The organism is Pseudonocardia sediminis, from assembly GCF_004217185.1.
GTDB classification, from domain to species: Bacteria; Actinomycetota; Actinomycetes; order Mycobacteriales; family Pseudonocardiaceae; genus Pseudonocardia; species Pseudonocardia sediminis.
On the sequence record NZ_SHKL01000001.1, the window covers coordinates 758,222 to 773,407 of the forward strand.

Consider the following 15,186-nt stretch of genomic DNA (forward strand, 5'->3'; position numbering starts at 1 on the left):
TAAGTGCCGGTCAACGCACCGTCCGTAGCTCGAACGGGCGACCCCGACCCCCGGCGGCCGGCCGGGTGTGTCGTCTTGACAGACTGCGTGCCGTGTTCATCTCGGAACCCTCGTGCGCCGTCGGGAACGTGAGGTCGTCATGACCGCGGCCGGGAGCTCGACGACCACCGACCCCGCCGGGACGCCCTCCACCGAGGCCGGCTCGCAAACGCTGACCTGCAGGCTCTGCGGGTCGACGGATCTGCGCAGCTTCCTCGACCTGGGCGCGACGCCTCCGTGCGAGCTGTTCCTCACGGCCGAGACCGCCGAGCAGCGCGAGGACACGTTCCCGCTGCACGTGCGCGTCTGCAACGCGTGTCTGCTCGCGCAGCTCCCGGCCCTGATCACGCCGGAGGACACGTTCGAGGAGTACGCCTACTTCTCGTCGTTCTCCACGTCGTGGGTCGAGCACGCGAAGCGCTTCGTCGACGGCGCCGTCGAGCGGGCGGGCCTCGGGCCGGACTCGTTCGTCGTCGAGGTCGCGAGCAACGACGGCTACCTGCTCCAGCACGTCGTGGAGCGCGACATCCGCTGCCTGGGTGTGGAGCCGAGCGTCAACGTCGGTGAGGCCGCGCGGGAGAAGGGCGTCCCGACGCTCACCGCGTTCCTGTCCCCGGAGACCGGCGAGAAGGTCCGCGCCGAGCACGGGCCGGCGAACCTGGTCTGCCTGAACAACGTCTACGCCCACATCCCGGACGTCGTGGGGTTCACCCAGGGCCTGCGGGCGATGGTCGCCGACGACGGCTGGGTCTCGATCGAGATCCAGCACCTGCTCACGCTCGTCGAGCGCAGCCAGTTCGACACGATCTACCACGAGCACTTCCAGTACTACACACTGCTGACCGGCCAGCGGGCGCTCGCCTCGGGCGGGCTGACCCTCGTCGACGTGGAGCTGCTCGACACCCACGGCGGCTCGATCCGGATGTGGGCGCGCCCGAGCGAGATCGCGGGCGAGCCGTCCGCGAAGGTCGCCGAGGTGCTCGCGGCCGAGTCCGCGGCCGGGCTGGACACCCCCGAGGGCCACGACGGCTTCGCCGAGGCCGTCTCCACGATCCGCGACGACCTGATGTCGTTCCTGATCGAGGCGCGCCGGCAGGGCAAGCGGGTCGTCGGCTACGGCGCCCCCGGCAAGGGCAACACGCTCCTGAACTACTGCGGCATCCGCCCGGACCTGCTCGAGTACACGGTGGACCGCAACCCGTACAAGCACGGCCGGCTGACCCCGGGCACGCGGATCCCGATCCACGAGCCCGATCGGATCGCCGCGGACAAGCCGGACTACGTGCTGATCCTGCCCTGGAACCTGCGCACCGAGCTCACCGAGCAGCTCTCCTACGTGCGCGACTGGGGCGGCAAGCTGGTGTTCCCGATCCCGTCACTCGAGGTGGTCTGACGTGAAGGTCGTCCTGTTCTGCGGCGGCTACGGCATGCGGATGCGCGACGGCACGTCCGACCTGCCGAAGCCGATGCACCCGGTGGGCCCGCGCCCGCTGATCTGGCACGTGATGCGCTACTACGCGCACTTCGGCCACCGCGACTTCGTGCTGTGCCTGGGCTACGGCGCCCACCACATCAAGAACTACTTCCTGAACTACGACGAGACCGAGTCCAACGACTTCACCCTCAACCAGGGCGAGGTTACGCTGCTCGGCGGCGACATCCAGGACTGGAACATCACGTTCGTCCACACCGGCCTCGAGTCGCCGATCGGTGAGCGCCTGCGCCGGGTGAAGGCACTGGTCAAGGACGACGAGATGTTCCACGCGAACTACGCCGACGTCCTGACCGACGCCCCGCTGGACAAGATGGTCGCCCAGTTCGCGGGCACCGACGCGGTCGGCCAGCTGATGGCGGTGCCGCCGCAGTCGGCGTTCCACTGCGTCGATGTGAGCTCCGACGGCCGTCTGGAGTCGATCACCACGCTGCAGGAGATGCCGCTGCTGGAGAACGGCGGATACCTGATGTTCCGGCCGGAGATCTTCGACCACCTCGAGCCGAACTGCGACCTGATCGGCGACGCGTGCGCCCCGCTGGCCCGCAAGGGCCGGATGTCGGCCTACCAGCACCGCGGATTCTGGCAGCCGGCCGACACGATCAAGGAGCGCAACGCGCTGGAGGCGGCCTACCAGGGCGGCACCCGTCCGTGGATGCTGTGGGAGGAGCCCGACCGGGACCCGCTGCAGGCCGCGATCGCGGAGATGCAGCGCGACCAGCCGTCGCGCTGACCGCGACGTCGCGGGCGGCCGGGGGAGTGCACGCCTACGTGGGGGGAACACGAGAACCATGCTGAGCCTGCTGCCCGAGCGGCTGGACCGGATGCTGCTGTTCGGCGCGCACTGCGACGACATCCCGATCGGGGCCGGCGGCACGCTCCTGGAGCTGTGCCGCTCGCACCCCGGGGTGTCGGTGACGGCGCTGGTGCTGACCGGTGCCGGGTCGCTGCGCGAGGAGGAGGAGCGTGCCGCACTGGCCGCGTTCTGCCCCGGGGCGAAGCTCGACGTGATCGTGATGGACCTGCCCGACGGGCGGGTGCCGCTGCACTGGGAGCGGGCCAAGCACGCCCTGGAGGACCTGCGCCAGCGCGGTGAGCCGGACCTGGTGATCGGCCCGTCGCCGCACGACGCGCACCAGGACCACCGCACGCTCGCCCAGATGATCCCGACGGCCTACCGGGACCACCTGACGCTCGGCTACGAGATCCTCAAGTGGGAGGGCGACCTCGCCCAGCCGTCGGCCTACATGCCGCTGGCCGAGCCGGTGCTGCGGGAGAAGATCGCGAAGCTGAACGAGCACTACGGCTCGCAGCGCGACCGCACCTGGTTCGACGACGAGACGTTCCGCGGCCTGGCCCGGGTACGCGGCGTGCAGTGCCACGCGCGCTACGCCGAGGCCTTCCACATCGCCAAGATGACCCTCGGGGTGGCGCCCCTGACCGGCGGCGATCCCGGCGGCCTGGGTACCGAACCCGTCCTGTAAGACCTCCACTCACGGAAGGACCTCCACGATGCGAGTACTGCTCACCGGACATCAGGGCTACCTGGGCACGGTGATGGCGCCGATCCTCGCCACCGCCGGCCACGACGTGACCGGGCTGGACAGCGGGCTGTTCGCCTCCTGCGTGCTCGGCTCGCTGGACCACCCGGACGTTCCCGGTGTCGAGGTCGACGGCCGGGGCGTGGACCTTCGTGACGTGACCGTCGAGCAGCTGGCCGGGTACGACGCCGTCGTGCACATGGCCGCGCTGTCCAACGACCCGCTGGGCTCGCTGGCGCCGGAGATCACCTACGACATCAACCACCACGCGTCGACGCGCCTGGCCCGCCTGGCCAAGGACGCCGGCGTCTCCCGGTTCGTCTACGCCTCCACGTGCTCGGTCTACGGTGCGCAGTCCGGCGACGACCTCGTCGACGAGGACGCCCCGCTCAAGCCGGTCACCCCCTACGCGATCTCGAAGGTCCGCGTCGAGGACGACCTGGCCGAGCTGGCCGACTCCGGGTTCACCCCGGTCTCGATGCGCAACGCGACCGCGTTCGGCTTCTCGCCGCGGCTGCGCGCGGACATCGTGCTGAACAACCTGGTCGGGCACGCGGTCCTGTCGAACGAGGTCAAGGTGCTCTCCGACGGCACGCCGTGGCGTCCGCTGGCGCACGCCGAGGACATCGCCGGCGCCGTCGTCGCCGCGCTGAAGGCTCCGGCCGACGTGGTCAGCGCGCGGGCCTACAACGTGGGCACCGAGCGCAACAACCGGACCGTGGCCGAGATCGCCGCGGCCGTCGTCGAGGCCGTCCCGGGCTCGGAGCTCAACATCACCGGCGAGGCCGGCAACGACCCGCGCTCCTACCGGGTCGACTTCGCCCGCGCCCGCAAGGAGATCGGCTTCGAGGCGCAGTGGACGATCCCGGACGGCGCGGCGCAGCTCGCCACCGAGTACCGCTCGCGCGGCCTGACCCGCGACGCGTTCGACAACCGCTTCACCCGCCTGGCCGTCCTCAACGCCCGCCAGAAGGCCGGCGAGCTGAACGAGGCCATGCACGTCATCTGAGCACCACGTGCTTCACGAACGGCACGTCCGGGCAATAGCGTTGCCCGGACGTGCCGTTCGTTCGTGAAGGGGGATCCACGATGTGCCGGAACATCCGCACGCTGCACAACTTCGAGCCGCCGGCCACCGGTGACGAGGTCCAGGCCGCGGCGCTGCAGTACGTGCGCAAGATCAGTGGCTCGGCGAAGCCGTCGCAGGCCAACACCGAGGCGTTCGACCGGGCCGTCGCGGCCGTCACCGAGGCCACCCGGGAGCTGCTGGGCGAGCTGGTGACCACCGCCCCGCCCAAGGACCGCGAGATCGAGGCCGCCAAGGCCCGCGCCCGCTCCGCCGAGCGCTACGCCCGCTGACCCGTCTCCCCGGCGAGCCGTCGAGCGACCGGCACTCTCGTCGCAACCTTTGCCACGAGAGTGCCGCTCGTCGACCCCGGAGACGCCGAACGGGCCGCCACCCGTGGGGTGACGGCCCGTGTGCGCGGGGTCGGGGTCAGACCGTGGCGGCGACCTCGGCGCGGAACTCCTCCGGCTGCAGCGGGGCCAGGTCGGAGACGCGCAGGAAGTCGCCCAGCGTCGTCCCGGTGGCGCCGCTGTCGACGTTGCGCGGGCCCTTGTCGGCCCGGACGTCGTCGAGGTTGATCGTGCGCAGGTCGTAGGAGAACCGCGTCACGCCCGAGGTGTTCGGGGCCGAGGCGTGCAGGTGGTTCGACGAGAACATGAAGATGTCACCCGAGTCGCCGGCGATGCGGATCTCCCCGCGGGACTCGAACTCCTCCAGCGGCACCGGGTGCGGCCGGGTGTCCGAGGTGGTGTTCGCGGCGGCGGCCGAGCGGTGCTTGGAGACCCACTCGTCGTAGTCGTACTGGTTCGACGCGTTCTTCACCGGCTTGTCGAAGTAGTCGGTGAACATGCTCATGACGTTGTCGCCGACCACCGGGAAAACGGGGGTCCAGTAGTTCACGAGCTGCTGCGGGTGGCCGTACCACATATCGCGGTGGGCCTTGTAGTTGTAGCTCACGCCGGCCGTCAGGAACTGATCGGCGGGAATGACGCGCAGACGCGGGATGTCGAAATAGGTGCGCTCCGGGTCCACCCCGAGATCGGTGGCGAACTGCTGGCAGAGCTCCTTGGTGCGCTGACCGTTGGTGAACTCGCGCTTGAGCGGCTCGACCCGCTTGATGAACTCGTCGACGTCCATCTCGTACTGCGCGCGTTCGGGATCGAGACCCTCGAACGCCTGCCCGATCAGGTCCTTCGCGTGGTCCGCGAGCGCGTCCGCACCGTTGACGTCGGTGTAGAGGTAGAAATTGCCCTCGAACAGCGATTCACGGCGCTCGTCGTCGCCGACCCGCCGATTCAGATAGACCGTGATCAACGCGATTCTCCCTCGTCATGCGCTTTCCGGGACCGTCCTCCGACGAACGGGACGTTACCTGGCTGTTTGGGCGATGACGTACTAACGGCGATAGTAGATGCGCACTACTGTCCGGCGTAGTGATCGGCGGAGATCGACTTCGGAGAGTGTCCGATCGAATCCGGACCGTACTCAAGATCGAGTCGTGACGAGCGCTCCGGCCCCGCCGGGAGATCGGCCGACCTGGACCGGTGGCGACGCCTCGTGATTAGCTGAGGCTTGGCTCAGTAGACGGCGGCGGGGGATGGCGATGACGACGGTGGCGGACCGCTCGACGGTGCGGGTGGTCGAGGTGCACCGCCTCTCGGACGCGTTCGTGCGCGCCGAGCTGGAGGGGGCCGCGCTGGCCGGGCTGGGCCTGCCGGGCGTCCCCGACGAGGCCTGTGTGTTCCACTTCCCGCTGCCCGGCGGTGGCGTCGACGACCACGGCCGGTGGTACACGCTGCGCCGGGTCGCGCCCGACGCCCGTCGCGCCACGATCGACGTGCTCTGCCACGAGGGCGGGGTCGGTGCCGGCTGGGCGCGCCGCGCCGCCGTCGGCGACGAGCTGGGTGTCTCCCGGGCCAACAGCTGGTTCCGCCGTCCCGCCGACGCCCGGTGGCAGATCCTCGTCGGCGACGCCGCGGTGCTCCCGGCGATCGCGCGGATCGTGGAGGAGACCCCGGACGGCCTGGCCACCGAGGTGGTCGCCGAGCTGACCGAGGGGTCGGCGCAGGCGCAGGCCGCCGAGATCCCGGCCCTGCCGCCCGGCGCCCGCGTGCGCCGGGTGCTCGCGGCCCCGGGCACCAGCGCGCTCGACGAGATCGTGCGCGGTCTCGAGCTCCCCGACGGGCCGGGTTACGTCTACGTCTGCGGCGAGGCCGCGGCCACCCGCGCGGCACGCAAGGTGCTGCGTCACGAGCGCGGGCTCCGGTCCGTCGACTACGGGGTGCTGGGCTACTGGCGTCGCGACGCGGAGCGCTTCCGCGAGCGCTACGCGGCCGCCCCCGACCGGTTCGCCCACGCCTGGGCCGAGGCCGAGGCAGCCGGTGGCGGCGACGAGGAACGCGTACTGGATCTCTACGAGTCGACGCTGTCGCAGGCCGGTCTGATCTGACCCGCCGCGGCGGGCGCGCCACCCGGCGCCCGGCGTATCGTCAGGACCGACATCCCACCCGGAGATCCCTGACCCGGGCAGGGGTCTGTCCTGTGCGTCCCCACCTCGAGGAGTCTGCGCCGTCGTGGCCATCCTGTCCGGCCTGCTCGCCTCCGCCCTGTCCGACTCCGGCCTCCGCGCCGCGGTGGACGCCGCCCGCGCCGCCGACCCCCGCACCGCGCAGACCCCCGCGGTCCGCGTCGAGGGACCGACCGCGCTGCGCCCCCTGCTGACCGCCGGTCTGGCCGGCGACGGCGGCTCGACGGTGCTGGCCGTGACGGCCACCGACCGGGAGGCCGAGGACCTCGCGGCCGCCGTCGCCGACCTGCTCGCGGTCACCCGGACCGAGGACGACCCGGTGCTCTCGGGCCTGGCCACCGACGCGGTCGTGGTGCTGCCGTCGTGGGAGACGCTGCCGCACGAGCGGCTCTCGCCCCGCGCGGACACCGTCGCCCGCCGTCTGACGATCTTCCGCAGGCTCGCGACGCCGGAGACCGCGCCGCGGGTGGTCGTCTCGTCCGCGCGCAGCCTGATCCAGCCGATCGCACCCGGGCTGGGCGGGCTGGCCCCGATCAGCCTGCGGGCCGGGGACGAGTACGACTTCGAGGCCCTGCTGGAGCGGCTCGTCGAGCTCGCCTACACCCGGGTCGAGATGGTCACCGCGCGCGGCGAGTTCGCCGTCCGCGGCGGCATCCTCGACGTCTTCCCGCCGACGGCCGAGAGCCCGGTGCGCGTCGAGTTCTGGGGCGACGAGGTCTCCGAGCTGCGCACGTTCGCCGTCGCCGACCAGCGCTCCGTCGAGCCGGTCGACGAGGTCGTCGCCACCGCCTGCCGGGAGCTGCTGCTCACCGCGCCGGTGCGCGAGCGCGCCGCGACGCTGGCCGCGGCGCAGCCCGAGCAGGCCGGCCTGAACCGCAACCCGCTCTGGGAGCTGCTCGACCACCTCTCGCAGGGCATCCCCAGCGAGGGCATGGAGTCGTTGATCCCGGTCCTGGTCGGCCAGGAGATGGACCTGCTGCCCGACCTGCTGCCGGCCGGGACCCGCGTGCTGCTCGCCGACCCGGAGCGGATCCGCACCCGCTGCGCGGACCTGGTGCGCACCGGGCAGGAGTTCCTGGAGGCGTCCTGGCTGGCCACCGGCTCCGGTGGCGCCGCCCCGATCGACGTCGGCGGCTCGGCCTACCGCGGCCTGGCCGAGGTGCTCGAGCACGCCACGGCGTCCGGGCGTCCGGTGATCGGCCTGTCCCCGCTGCTGTCGGGCGCCGACGACGCACTGGTGCCCGGCATGCACGAGATCGAGCCCTATCGCGGCGACATCGAGCGCGCGCTGGTCGACCTGCGGGCGCACACCGCGTCCGGCGGGGCGGCGGTCCTGGTGCTGGCCGGGCAGGGCACCGCGTCGCGCTCGCTGGAGCAGCTGCGCGAGGCCGAGGTCCCGGCGACGCTGGTCGAGAACCTGACCGACGTGCCGGACAAGGGCATGGTGACGGTGACGTGCGGGCGGATCCTGAACGGGTTCACCGCCACCGAGATCGGGCTGGTGCTGCTCTCCGAGGCCGACCTGACCGGCAGCCGCGCCGGGCTCGACGCCGCGCCGAAGAAGATGCCCGCCCGCCGTCGCAACGCCGTCGACCTGGCCGCGCTGCAGACCGGCGACTTCGTCGTCCACAACCAGCACGGCATCGGCAAGTTCGTCGAGATGCGCGAGCGCACCGTGCAGGGCGCCACCCGCGAGTACCTGGTGCTCGAGTACGCCTCGTCCAAGCGCGGGCAGCCCGCGGACCGGTTGTTCGTCCCGACCGACGCCCTCGACGAGATCAGCCGCTACGTCGGCGGCGAGCAGCCCACGGTGAACAAGCTCGGCGGCGCGGACTGGTCGAAGACCAAGGGCCGCGCGCGCAAGGCCGTCCGTGACATCGCGGCCGGACTGGTGCAGCTCTACGCCGCGCGCCAGGCCTCGCCGGGGCACGCGTTCGGTGCGGACACCCCGTGGCAGCGCGAGCTCGAGGACGCGTTCCCGTTCACCGAGACCCCGGACCAGATCTCGGCGATCGACGAGGTCAAGCAGGACATGGAGCGCGCGGTCCCGATGGACCGGGTGATCTCCGGCGACGTCGGGTTCGGCAAGACCGAGATCGCGGTGCGGGCGGCGTTCAAGGCGGTGCAGGACGGCAAGCAGGTCGCCGTGCTGGTGCCGACGACGCTGCTGGCCACCCAGCACCTGTCCACGTTCTCCGACCGGATGCGCGCCTTCCCGGTGACGGTTCGCGGGTTGAGCCGGTTCACCGATCCCGGCGAGGCGAAGCAGACGATCGAGGGGCTGACCGAGGGGACCGTCGACGTCGTCGTCGGGACGCACCGGCTGCTGCAGACCGGGATCCGCTGGAAGGACCTCGGCCTGGTCATCGTCGACGAGGAGCAGCGCTTCGGCGTCGAGCACAAGGAGCACATCACGGCGCTGCGCGCGCACGTCGACGTGCTGACGCTGTCCGCGACGCCGATCCCGCGGACCCTGGAGATGAGCCTGGCCGGCATCCGGGAGATGTCGACGATCACCACCCCGCCCGAGGACCGGCACCCGACCCTGACCTACGTCGGCGCCTACGACACCAAGCAGGTCGGCGCCGCGATCCGGCGCGAGCTGCTGCGCGACGGCCAGGTGTTCTACGTGCACAACCGGGTCTCCTCGATCGACAAGGCGGCGAAGACGCTGCAGGAGCTGGTGCCCGAGGCCCGGATCGCGGTCGCCCACGGCCAGATGAACGAGGACGTCCTCGAGCGCACCGTGAACGGCTTCTGGCACAACGAGTACGACGTCCTGGTCTGCACGACGATCGTCGAGAACGGCCTGGACATCTCCAACGCCAACACGCTGATCGTCGAGCGCAGCGACACTCTGGGCCTGTCCCAGCTCCACCAGCTCCGGGGCCGGGTCGGGCGTGGCCGCGAGCGCGGCTACGCCTACTTCCTGTTCCCGCCCGAGCACCCGCTCACCGAGACCGCGCACGACCGTCTGGCCACGATCGCCCAGCACTCCGAGCTCGGCTCCGGTGCCGCGGTGGCGATGAAGGACCTGGAGATCCGCGGCGCGGGCAACATCCTGGGCGCGGAGCAGAGCGGGCACATCGCCGGCGTCGGGTTCGACCTCTACATCCGCCTCGTCGGCGAGGCCGTGGCCGCGTTCCGCAAGCAGTCCGGCGGCGACGGCGCGGAGGAGCCGGAGCCGCTGGCCGAGGTGCGGGTGGACCTGCCGGTCGACGCGCACGTGCCGCACGACTACGTCGACGGTGAGCGGCTGCGTCTCGAGGTCTACCGCAAGATCGCCGAGTCCTCCGACGAGGAGGCGCTCACCGCGATCGTCGAGGAGCTCACCGACCGCTACGGCGAGCCGCCGACCCCGGTGCTGAACCTGCTGGCGGTGGCCCGGTTCCGGCAGCTGTGCCGTCGTCTCGGGGTCGCCGAGGTGGCCGCGGCCGGGACGCAGATCCGGATCGGCCCGGTGACGCTGCCGGACTCGGCGCAGATGCGGCTCAAGCGCCTGCACCCGAAGTCGGCCTACAAGCCGGCGTCGGGCCTGGTCACGGTGGCCAAGCCGGTCGAGGGCGGGCGGATCGGCGGTGCCGCGATCCGTGACACGGCGCTGCTGGACTGGTGTGCCGAGCTGCTCGGCCAGCTGGTCCCGGCTCCTGCCGCCGCCCCGGCCTGACCACCCGGCGGGGCGGGCCGGTCGCCCGGCACGAAATGTCGGTGCCGGGAAGTAAATTCGGTCCATGGCCCACCTGCGCTTCCCGCACCTGCACGGCGACACCCTGGTCTTCACGGCCGAGGACGACGTGTGGACGGCGCCGCTGAGCGGCGGCCGGGCGTACCGGCTCACCGCGGACGCGGTGCCCGTGTCCACGCCGCGGATCTCCCCGGACGGCACCCGGGTGGCCTGGGCGTCGCGGCGGGACGGGGCCCGCGAGACCTACGTCGCCGACGTCGACGGGGGCGGGCTCCGGCGGCTGACCTACTGGGGCGACCCGGCGGGCGCCTGCGCCGGGTGGACCCCCGGCGGCGAGGTCGTGGCGCTGACCAGCAACGAGGACGCGACCACGCGGCGCTGGGCCTACGCGGTCCCGGCCACCGGTGGCGCCCCGCGCCGGCTGCCGTACGGGCCGCTGGCCGCGCTCGCGCTCGACGCCGGCAGCGGGGCCGTCGCGATCCTGACGCACGGCGCGCGCGAGGCGGCCTGGTGGAAGCGCTACCGCGGAGGCACCGCCGGGAAGATCTGGCTCGACGCGGACGGGTCCGGCGAGTTCGCGCGGATCGGCGCGGATCTCGACGGGCAGCTCGAATGGCCGATGTTCGTCACGTCGGAGGGGGAGACGCGGCTGGCGTTCCTGTCCGACCACGAGGGCTGGGGCAACCTCTACTCCCTGGCCCTGGACGGCACCGGACTGCGCCGCCACAGTGACCACGGTTCCGGGGACCACGGCTCCGACGGGGCCCCCGCCTTCTACGCCCGGCACGCCTCGACCGACGGGCGGCGGGTGGTCTACGAGTCCGCCGGGCAGCTCTGGATCGTCGACTCGCTCGCCGCCGGTGCGTCCCCACGACGGCTCGACGTCACGCTCGGCGGGCCGCGCTCGGCACGTGAGCCGTTCCGGGCGACGATCGCCCGCGACCTGGGCGGGGTGTACCCGGACAAGGCGGGCCGCACGAGCATCGCGACCGTCCGTGGCACCGTGCACCGGCTCACCCACCGCGACGGCCCGGCGCGGACGCTGCTCGCCGAACCGGGCGTCCGGGCCCGGATGGCGCACCCGCTGGGCGAGGACCGCGCCGTCTGGGTCGACGACGCCGAGGGCGCCGACGCGGTGTGCGTCGCCCCGCTCGACGTCCGCGCCGAGGGGGCCGCTCCGCTGCGCCGCTACGGGGCCGGCGAGATCGGGCGGGTGCTGGAGCTGACCGCGGCACCGGACGGGTCGGCCGTCGCCCTGGCGACGCACGACGGGCGGCTGCTGCTGCTCGACCTCGGCCCTTCTGCCCCCTCCGACGAGTCCGACGCTGCCCCGGCCCCCGGGGATCGCGTGCCGGGGACTCTGCGCGAGCTGGCACGTGGCGGGGCCGGTGAGGTGGCCGACCTGAGCTGGTCGCCGGACAGCACGTGGCTCGCGTTCTGCGACCCGCCCGAGCCGGGCCTGTCCCGGATCGTGCTGGCCAAGGTGTCCGACGGAGAGCTGGTCGAGGTCACCCCGGCCCGCTTCCACGACAGCGACCCGGTGTTCACCTCCGACGGCAAGTACCTGGCGTTCCTGTCCCGGCGGGTGTTCGACCCCAGCTACGACCACCACGCGTTCGACCTGGCGTTCCAGACCGGGTGGAAGCCGTTCCTGGTCCCGCTGGCCGCGCGCACGCCGTCGCCGTTCGGGGCCAGCCCGGACGGGCGCCCGGTGACGCCGGGGGAGGAGGGCCCGGACGACCCGCCCGCCCCGTCGCGGCGCAACGGGGCCCGCAGCGAGGAGTCCTTGACCGACGCCGAGCGGGCCGACGCGGAGGCGGCGGATGAGGTCGACGCCGAGGAGAAGCCCAGGAAGAAGGACAAGAAGGCGCCGCCGGAGGTGGTCGTCGACGCCGAGGGCCTGCCCGACCGCGTCGTCGGCATCCCGGTGGAGGCCGGCCGCTACCACGGCATGACGGCGGGAAAGGGCTGCCTGCTCTGGCTGCACCACCCCGCATCCGGCGTGCTCGGCGACAGCCGCGCCGACGACGACGCCGAGCACGAACGTCCCTGGCTGGAGCGTTACGACCTGGCCAAGCGCACGCTCACCACGATCGCCGACCCCGGTGGCCCGTTCGCGGTCAGCGGCGACGGCACCCGCGTCGTGCTCCGGGACCGGGCCAAGCTGCGCGTGCTGCGCACCGACCGGTCGGGCCCCTCGGCGCCGTCGGAGGACGACAACGGCGGCTCCGACGAGTTCGACATCGACACCGCGCGGCTCGTCGTCACCGTCGACCCGACCGCCGAGTGGCGGCAGATGTTCGACGAGGTCGTGCGCCTGATGCGCGACCACTTCTGGACCGAGGACATGGCCGGTGTCGACTGGGAGGCCGAGGCGGCCCGCTACCGCCCGCTCGTCGACGAGCTGGGCAGCCACGACGACCTGGTGGACCTGCTCTGGGAGCTGCACGGCGAGCTCGGCACCTCGCACGCCTACGTGATGCCGACCCGGTTCACCGGTGACGCGACCGGCCGTCCGGGCCTGCTCGGCGCCGACCTCGAACCCGACCCCGGGTCCGGCTCCGAGTCCGGTGGCTGGCGGGTGCGCCGTGTCCTGCCGCCCGAGTCGTCGGCCCCGGCTGCCCGCAGCCCGCTGTCCGGTCCCGGCGTCGACGTCCGGGCCGGGGACGTGATCCTCGAGGTCGGTGGCGAGCCGGTCGACCCGGCGTGGGGCCCCGCGCCGCTGCTGCTCTCCCGCGCCGAGCGGCTGGTCGAGCTGACCGTGCGGTCCGGGCCCGGCCGTGAGGACGCGGGCGAGGTGCGCCGCGTCGTCGTCCGCCCGCTGCGCTCGGAGGAGGAGCTGCGCTACCAGGACCTGGTCGCCGGCCGCCGCGCCGAGGTGCTGGAGCGGTCCGGCGGCCGGCTGGGCTACCTGCACGTGCCGGACATGATGGCGCCCGGCTGGGCTCAGCTGCACCGCGACCTGGCCCGCGAGACCGCCCGCGACGGGCTGATCCTCGACGTCCGCGGCAACCGCGGCGGGCACACCTCGCAGCTGGTCGTGGAGAAGCTCGCCCGCACCGTGATCGGCTGGGACCTGCCGCGCCACCGCACCCCGAGCACCTACCCGGAGGACGCACCGCGGGGCCCGGTCGTCGCGCTGGCCGACGAGCTGTCCGGCTCCGACGGCGACATCGTCACCGCCGCGATCAAGCGTCTCGGGATCGGTCCGGTGATCGGCGTCCGCACCTGGGGCGGGGTGATCGGCATCGACGGCCGGTACGGGCTCGTCGACGGCACGCGCGTCACCCAGCCCCGCTACGCCACCTGGTTCGACGACTCCGGCTGGGGCATGGAGAACCACGGCGTCGACCCCGACGAGGAGGTCGTGATCACCCCACAGGACTGGGTCGCCGGCCGTGACCCCCAGCTCGACCGCGCCGTCGAGGTCGCCCTGCAACGTCTGGAGCAGAACCCTCCGGCCCGCCCGCCGGACGTCTCCACCCGCCCGTCCCGCCGCCGCCCCGACCTTCCGCCCCGCCCGGCCTGACCCGTCCGGCCCGACCCGTCCGGCGCGGCACTCGTGCGCCATGACGAGCGTGCTGCGCTCGTCGTGGTTCACGAGTTCCCCGGGCGTCGGGCCGACGGCGTCGAGTGACGCATGATGGTCGGCGGTCTGCTGATCTACAGCCGTGGTGCGTCGTTCGGTGTCGCTGGGGGAGGGGCCGGGGTGTCAGGGTGGCGGGATGACGCACGGTGCGGGTCCGGAGTCGGTGCACGTGTCGTTGCCGGGGGACCGTCCGCCGTGGACGCCGACCGGGTTGCGGGTGCGCGCGGGGGACCGGGTGACGCTGCTCGGGTCCGGGTTCGTGCGCTGGTCACCGCGCCACGACGTCGGCGCGGGGACGAAGTACCACCTCTGGGGGCGGGTTCCCGGCGGCGAGATCTTCGGGTGCACCGCGGACACGACCACGGCGGTCGTCGACACCGACGGTGAGCTGGAACTGTGCGTCTACCTCGGTGCGTGGGCGGACCGGTCGGGGACGCTCGCGACCGGGGACGCGCCGTACGCCCGGGTGTCCGGCGGGCTCGAGGTCACGGTCCTGCGCTGGCCCGACGGCGTCGACCCGGCCGACGGGCTGGCGGGGCTCGGTCCGGACGACGCCGCCCCCGCGCTGGTCGCCGCCGAACGGGAGCGGCTCGCGCATCCGATCCGGAGGCCGGAGGGGTGGGAGTACCTGCTCGACTTCGGCCCCGGCGACATCTACCGCGCGACCGAGCTGGACGGTGCTCCGGCGATCGAGGTCGTCTGCGACGACGACGCCGGCATCCTGCGCACCCCGGTCGACGTCGCGCTCGGCCCGGACACGGTCCTCGAGTGGACCTGGCGGGTGGACGCGCTGCCGTCGGCCGTCGCCGAGGACACGACGTTCACCCACGACTACCTCTCGATCGCGGTGGAGTTCGACTCCGGGCGCGACCTCACGTGGTTCTGGAGCGCCGGGTGCGAGCCGGTGACCGGCACGTTCGCCTGCCCGATCCGCGGGTGGCGGGACCGCGAGACGCACATGCCGTTGCGCAGCGGCACCGACGGTCTCGGCGTCGTGCACCGCGAACGCCGTCACGTGCACGCCGACCACGAGCGGTTCATGGGGCCCGCGCCGGAGCGGATCGTGCGCGTCTGGCTGATCGCGGTCAGCCACTTCGGACGCGGGACGGGGCGGGCCGTGTTCTCCGACATCGTCCTGACCGACGGGGACACGCGCGTCCGCGTGCTCTGACCGGCCCTGTGGATCTGGTGCCTCGAGGCCCACCCACCGTACGGTCGTCAGGCCGCTGTCGACGTCGACGAAGGGC

At 72.8% G+C, this 15,186-nt stretch carries 10 protein-coding genes; 9 read left to right on the plus strand and 1 reads right to left on the minus strand.

Annotated elements, in window-relative coordinates; translation table 11 throughout:
* Window positions 1-139: 139 nt before the first annotated feature.
* The 5 genes from EV383_RS03685 (at window position 140) to EV383_RS03705 (ending at window position 4,431) form a co-directional block, all read left to right on the plus strand.
* Complete coding sequence (locus tag EV383_RS03685) at window positions 140-1,432, plus strand: class I SAM-dependent methyltransferase (RefSeq protein WP_130288609.1); 1,293 nt, start codon at window positions 140-142, stop codon at window positions 1,430-1,432.
* A 1-nt stretch (window position 1,433) separates the two neighbouring features.
* Complete coding sequence (locus EV383_RS03690; protein ID WP_130288610.1) at window positions 1,434-2,264, plus strand: sugar phosphate nucleotidyltransferase; 831 nt, start codon at window positions 1,434-1,436, stop codon at window positions 2,262-2,264.
* 58 nt (window positions 2,265-2,322) lie between these two features.
* Window positions 2,323-3,015 (plus strand): PIG-L deacetylase family protein, encoded by a 693-nt coding sequence (locus tag EV383_RS03695; protein WP_130288611.1) that lies wholly within the window; start codon window positions 2,323-2,325, stop codon window positions 3,013-3,015.
* A 28-nt stretch (window positions 3,016-3,043) separates the two neighbouring features.
* Entirely contained in the window at window positions 3,044-4,081 is a 1,038-nt protein-coding gene (locus tag EV383_RS03700; protein WP_130288612.1) for an NAD-dependent epimerase/dehydratase family protein, read from the plus strand.
* Window positions 4,082-4,161: 80 nt separating this feature from the next.
* The gene (locus tag EV383_RS03705; protein ID WP_130288613.1) at window positions 4,162-4,431 is read left to right on the plus strand and encodes a DUF2277 domain-containing protein; all 270 of its coding nucleotides are present in this window, start codon (window positions 4,162-4,164) and stop codon (window positions 4,429-4,431) included.
* A 136-nt stretch (window positions 4,432-4,567) separates the two neighbouring features.
* Here EV383_RS03705 and EV383_RS03710 read toward each other — a convergent pair whose 3' ends face one another.
* Window positions 4,568-5,452: a hypothetical protein gene (locus tag EV383_RS03710; RefSeq protein ID WP_130288614.1), complete on the minus strand. Its 885-nt coding sequence runs from the start codon at window positions 5,450-5,452 to the stop codon at window positions 4,568-4,570.
* Between the two features lie 289 nt (window positions 5,453-5,741).
* Between EV383_RS03710 and EV383_RS03715 the strand changes: the two genes are divergently transcribed.
* From EV383_RS03715 to EV383_RS03730, 4 genes are all read left to right on the plus strand, one after another.
* Window positions 5,742-6,587 (plus strand): siderophore-interacting protein, encoded by an 846-nt coding sequence (locus EV383_RS03715; protein ID WP_165438226.1) that lies wholly within the window; start codon window positions 5,742-5,744, stop codon window positions 6,585-6,587.
* A 133-nt stretch (window positions 6,588-6,720) separates the two neighbouring features.
* Complete coding sequence (mfd, locus tag EV383_RS03720) at window positions 6,721-10,332, plus strand: transcription-repair coupling factor (RefSeq protein WP_130293809.1); 3,612 nt, start codon at window positions 6,721-6,723, stop codon at window positions 10,330-10,332.
* Between the two features lie 64 nt (window positions 10,333-10,396).
* Window positions 10,397-13,879: a S41 family peptidase gene (locus EV383_RS03725; protein ID WP_130288616.1), complete on the plus strand. Its 3,483-nt coding sequence runs from the start codon at window positions 10,397-10,399 to the stop codon at window positions 13,877-13,879.
* Window positions 13,880-14,075: 196 nt separating this feature from the next.
* Window positions 14,076-15,110 carry a DUF3047 domain-containing protein gene (locus EV383_RS03730; RefSeq protein ID WP_130288617.1) on the plus strand — a complete coding sequence of 345 codons (1,035 nt, stop codon included), beginning with the start codon at window positions 14,076-14,078 and terminating at the stop codon, window positions 15,108-15,110.
* The last annotated feature ends 76 nt before the right edge of the window (window positions 15,111-15,186 follow it).

Coding starts and splice junctions, on each gene's coding strand:
- EV383_RS03715 (WP_165438226.1), top strand. CDS start 5,742: ATGACGACGGTGGCGGACCGCTCGACGGTGCGGGTGGTCGAGGTGCAC.
- EV383_RS03730 (WP_130288617.1), top strand. CDS start 14,076: ATGACGCACGGTGCGGGTCCGGAGTCGGTGCACGTGTCGTTGCCGGGG.
- EV383_RS03725 (WP_130288616.1), top strand. CDS start 10,397: ATGGCCCACCTGCGCTTCCCGCACCTGCACGGCGACACCCTGGTCTTC.
- EV383_RS03705 (WP_130288613.1), top strand. CDS start 4,162: ATGTGCCGGAACATCCGCACGCTGCACAACTTCGAGCCGCCGGCCACC.
- EV383_RS03695 (WP_130288611.1), top strand. CDS start 2,323: ATGCTGAGCCTGCTGCCCGAGCGGCTGGACCGGATGCTGCTGTTCGGC.
- EV383_RS03685 (WP_130288609.1), top strand. CDS start 140: ATGACCGCGGCCGGGAGCTCGACGACCACCGACCCCGCCGGGACGCCC.
- EV383_RS03700 (WP_130288612.1), top strand. CDS start 3,044: ATGCGAGTACTGCTCACCGGACATCAGGGCTACCTGGGCACGGTGATG.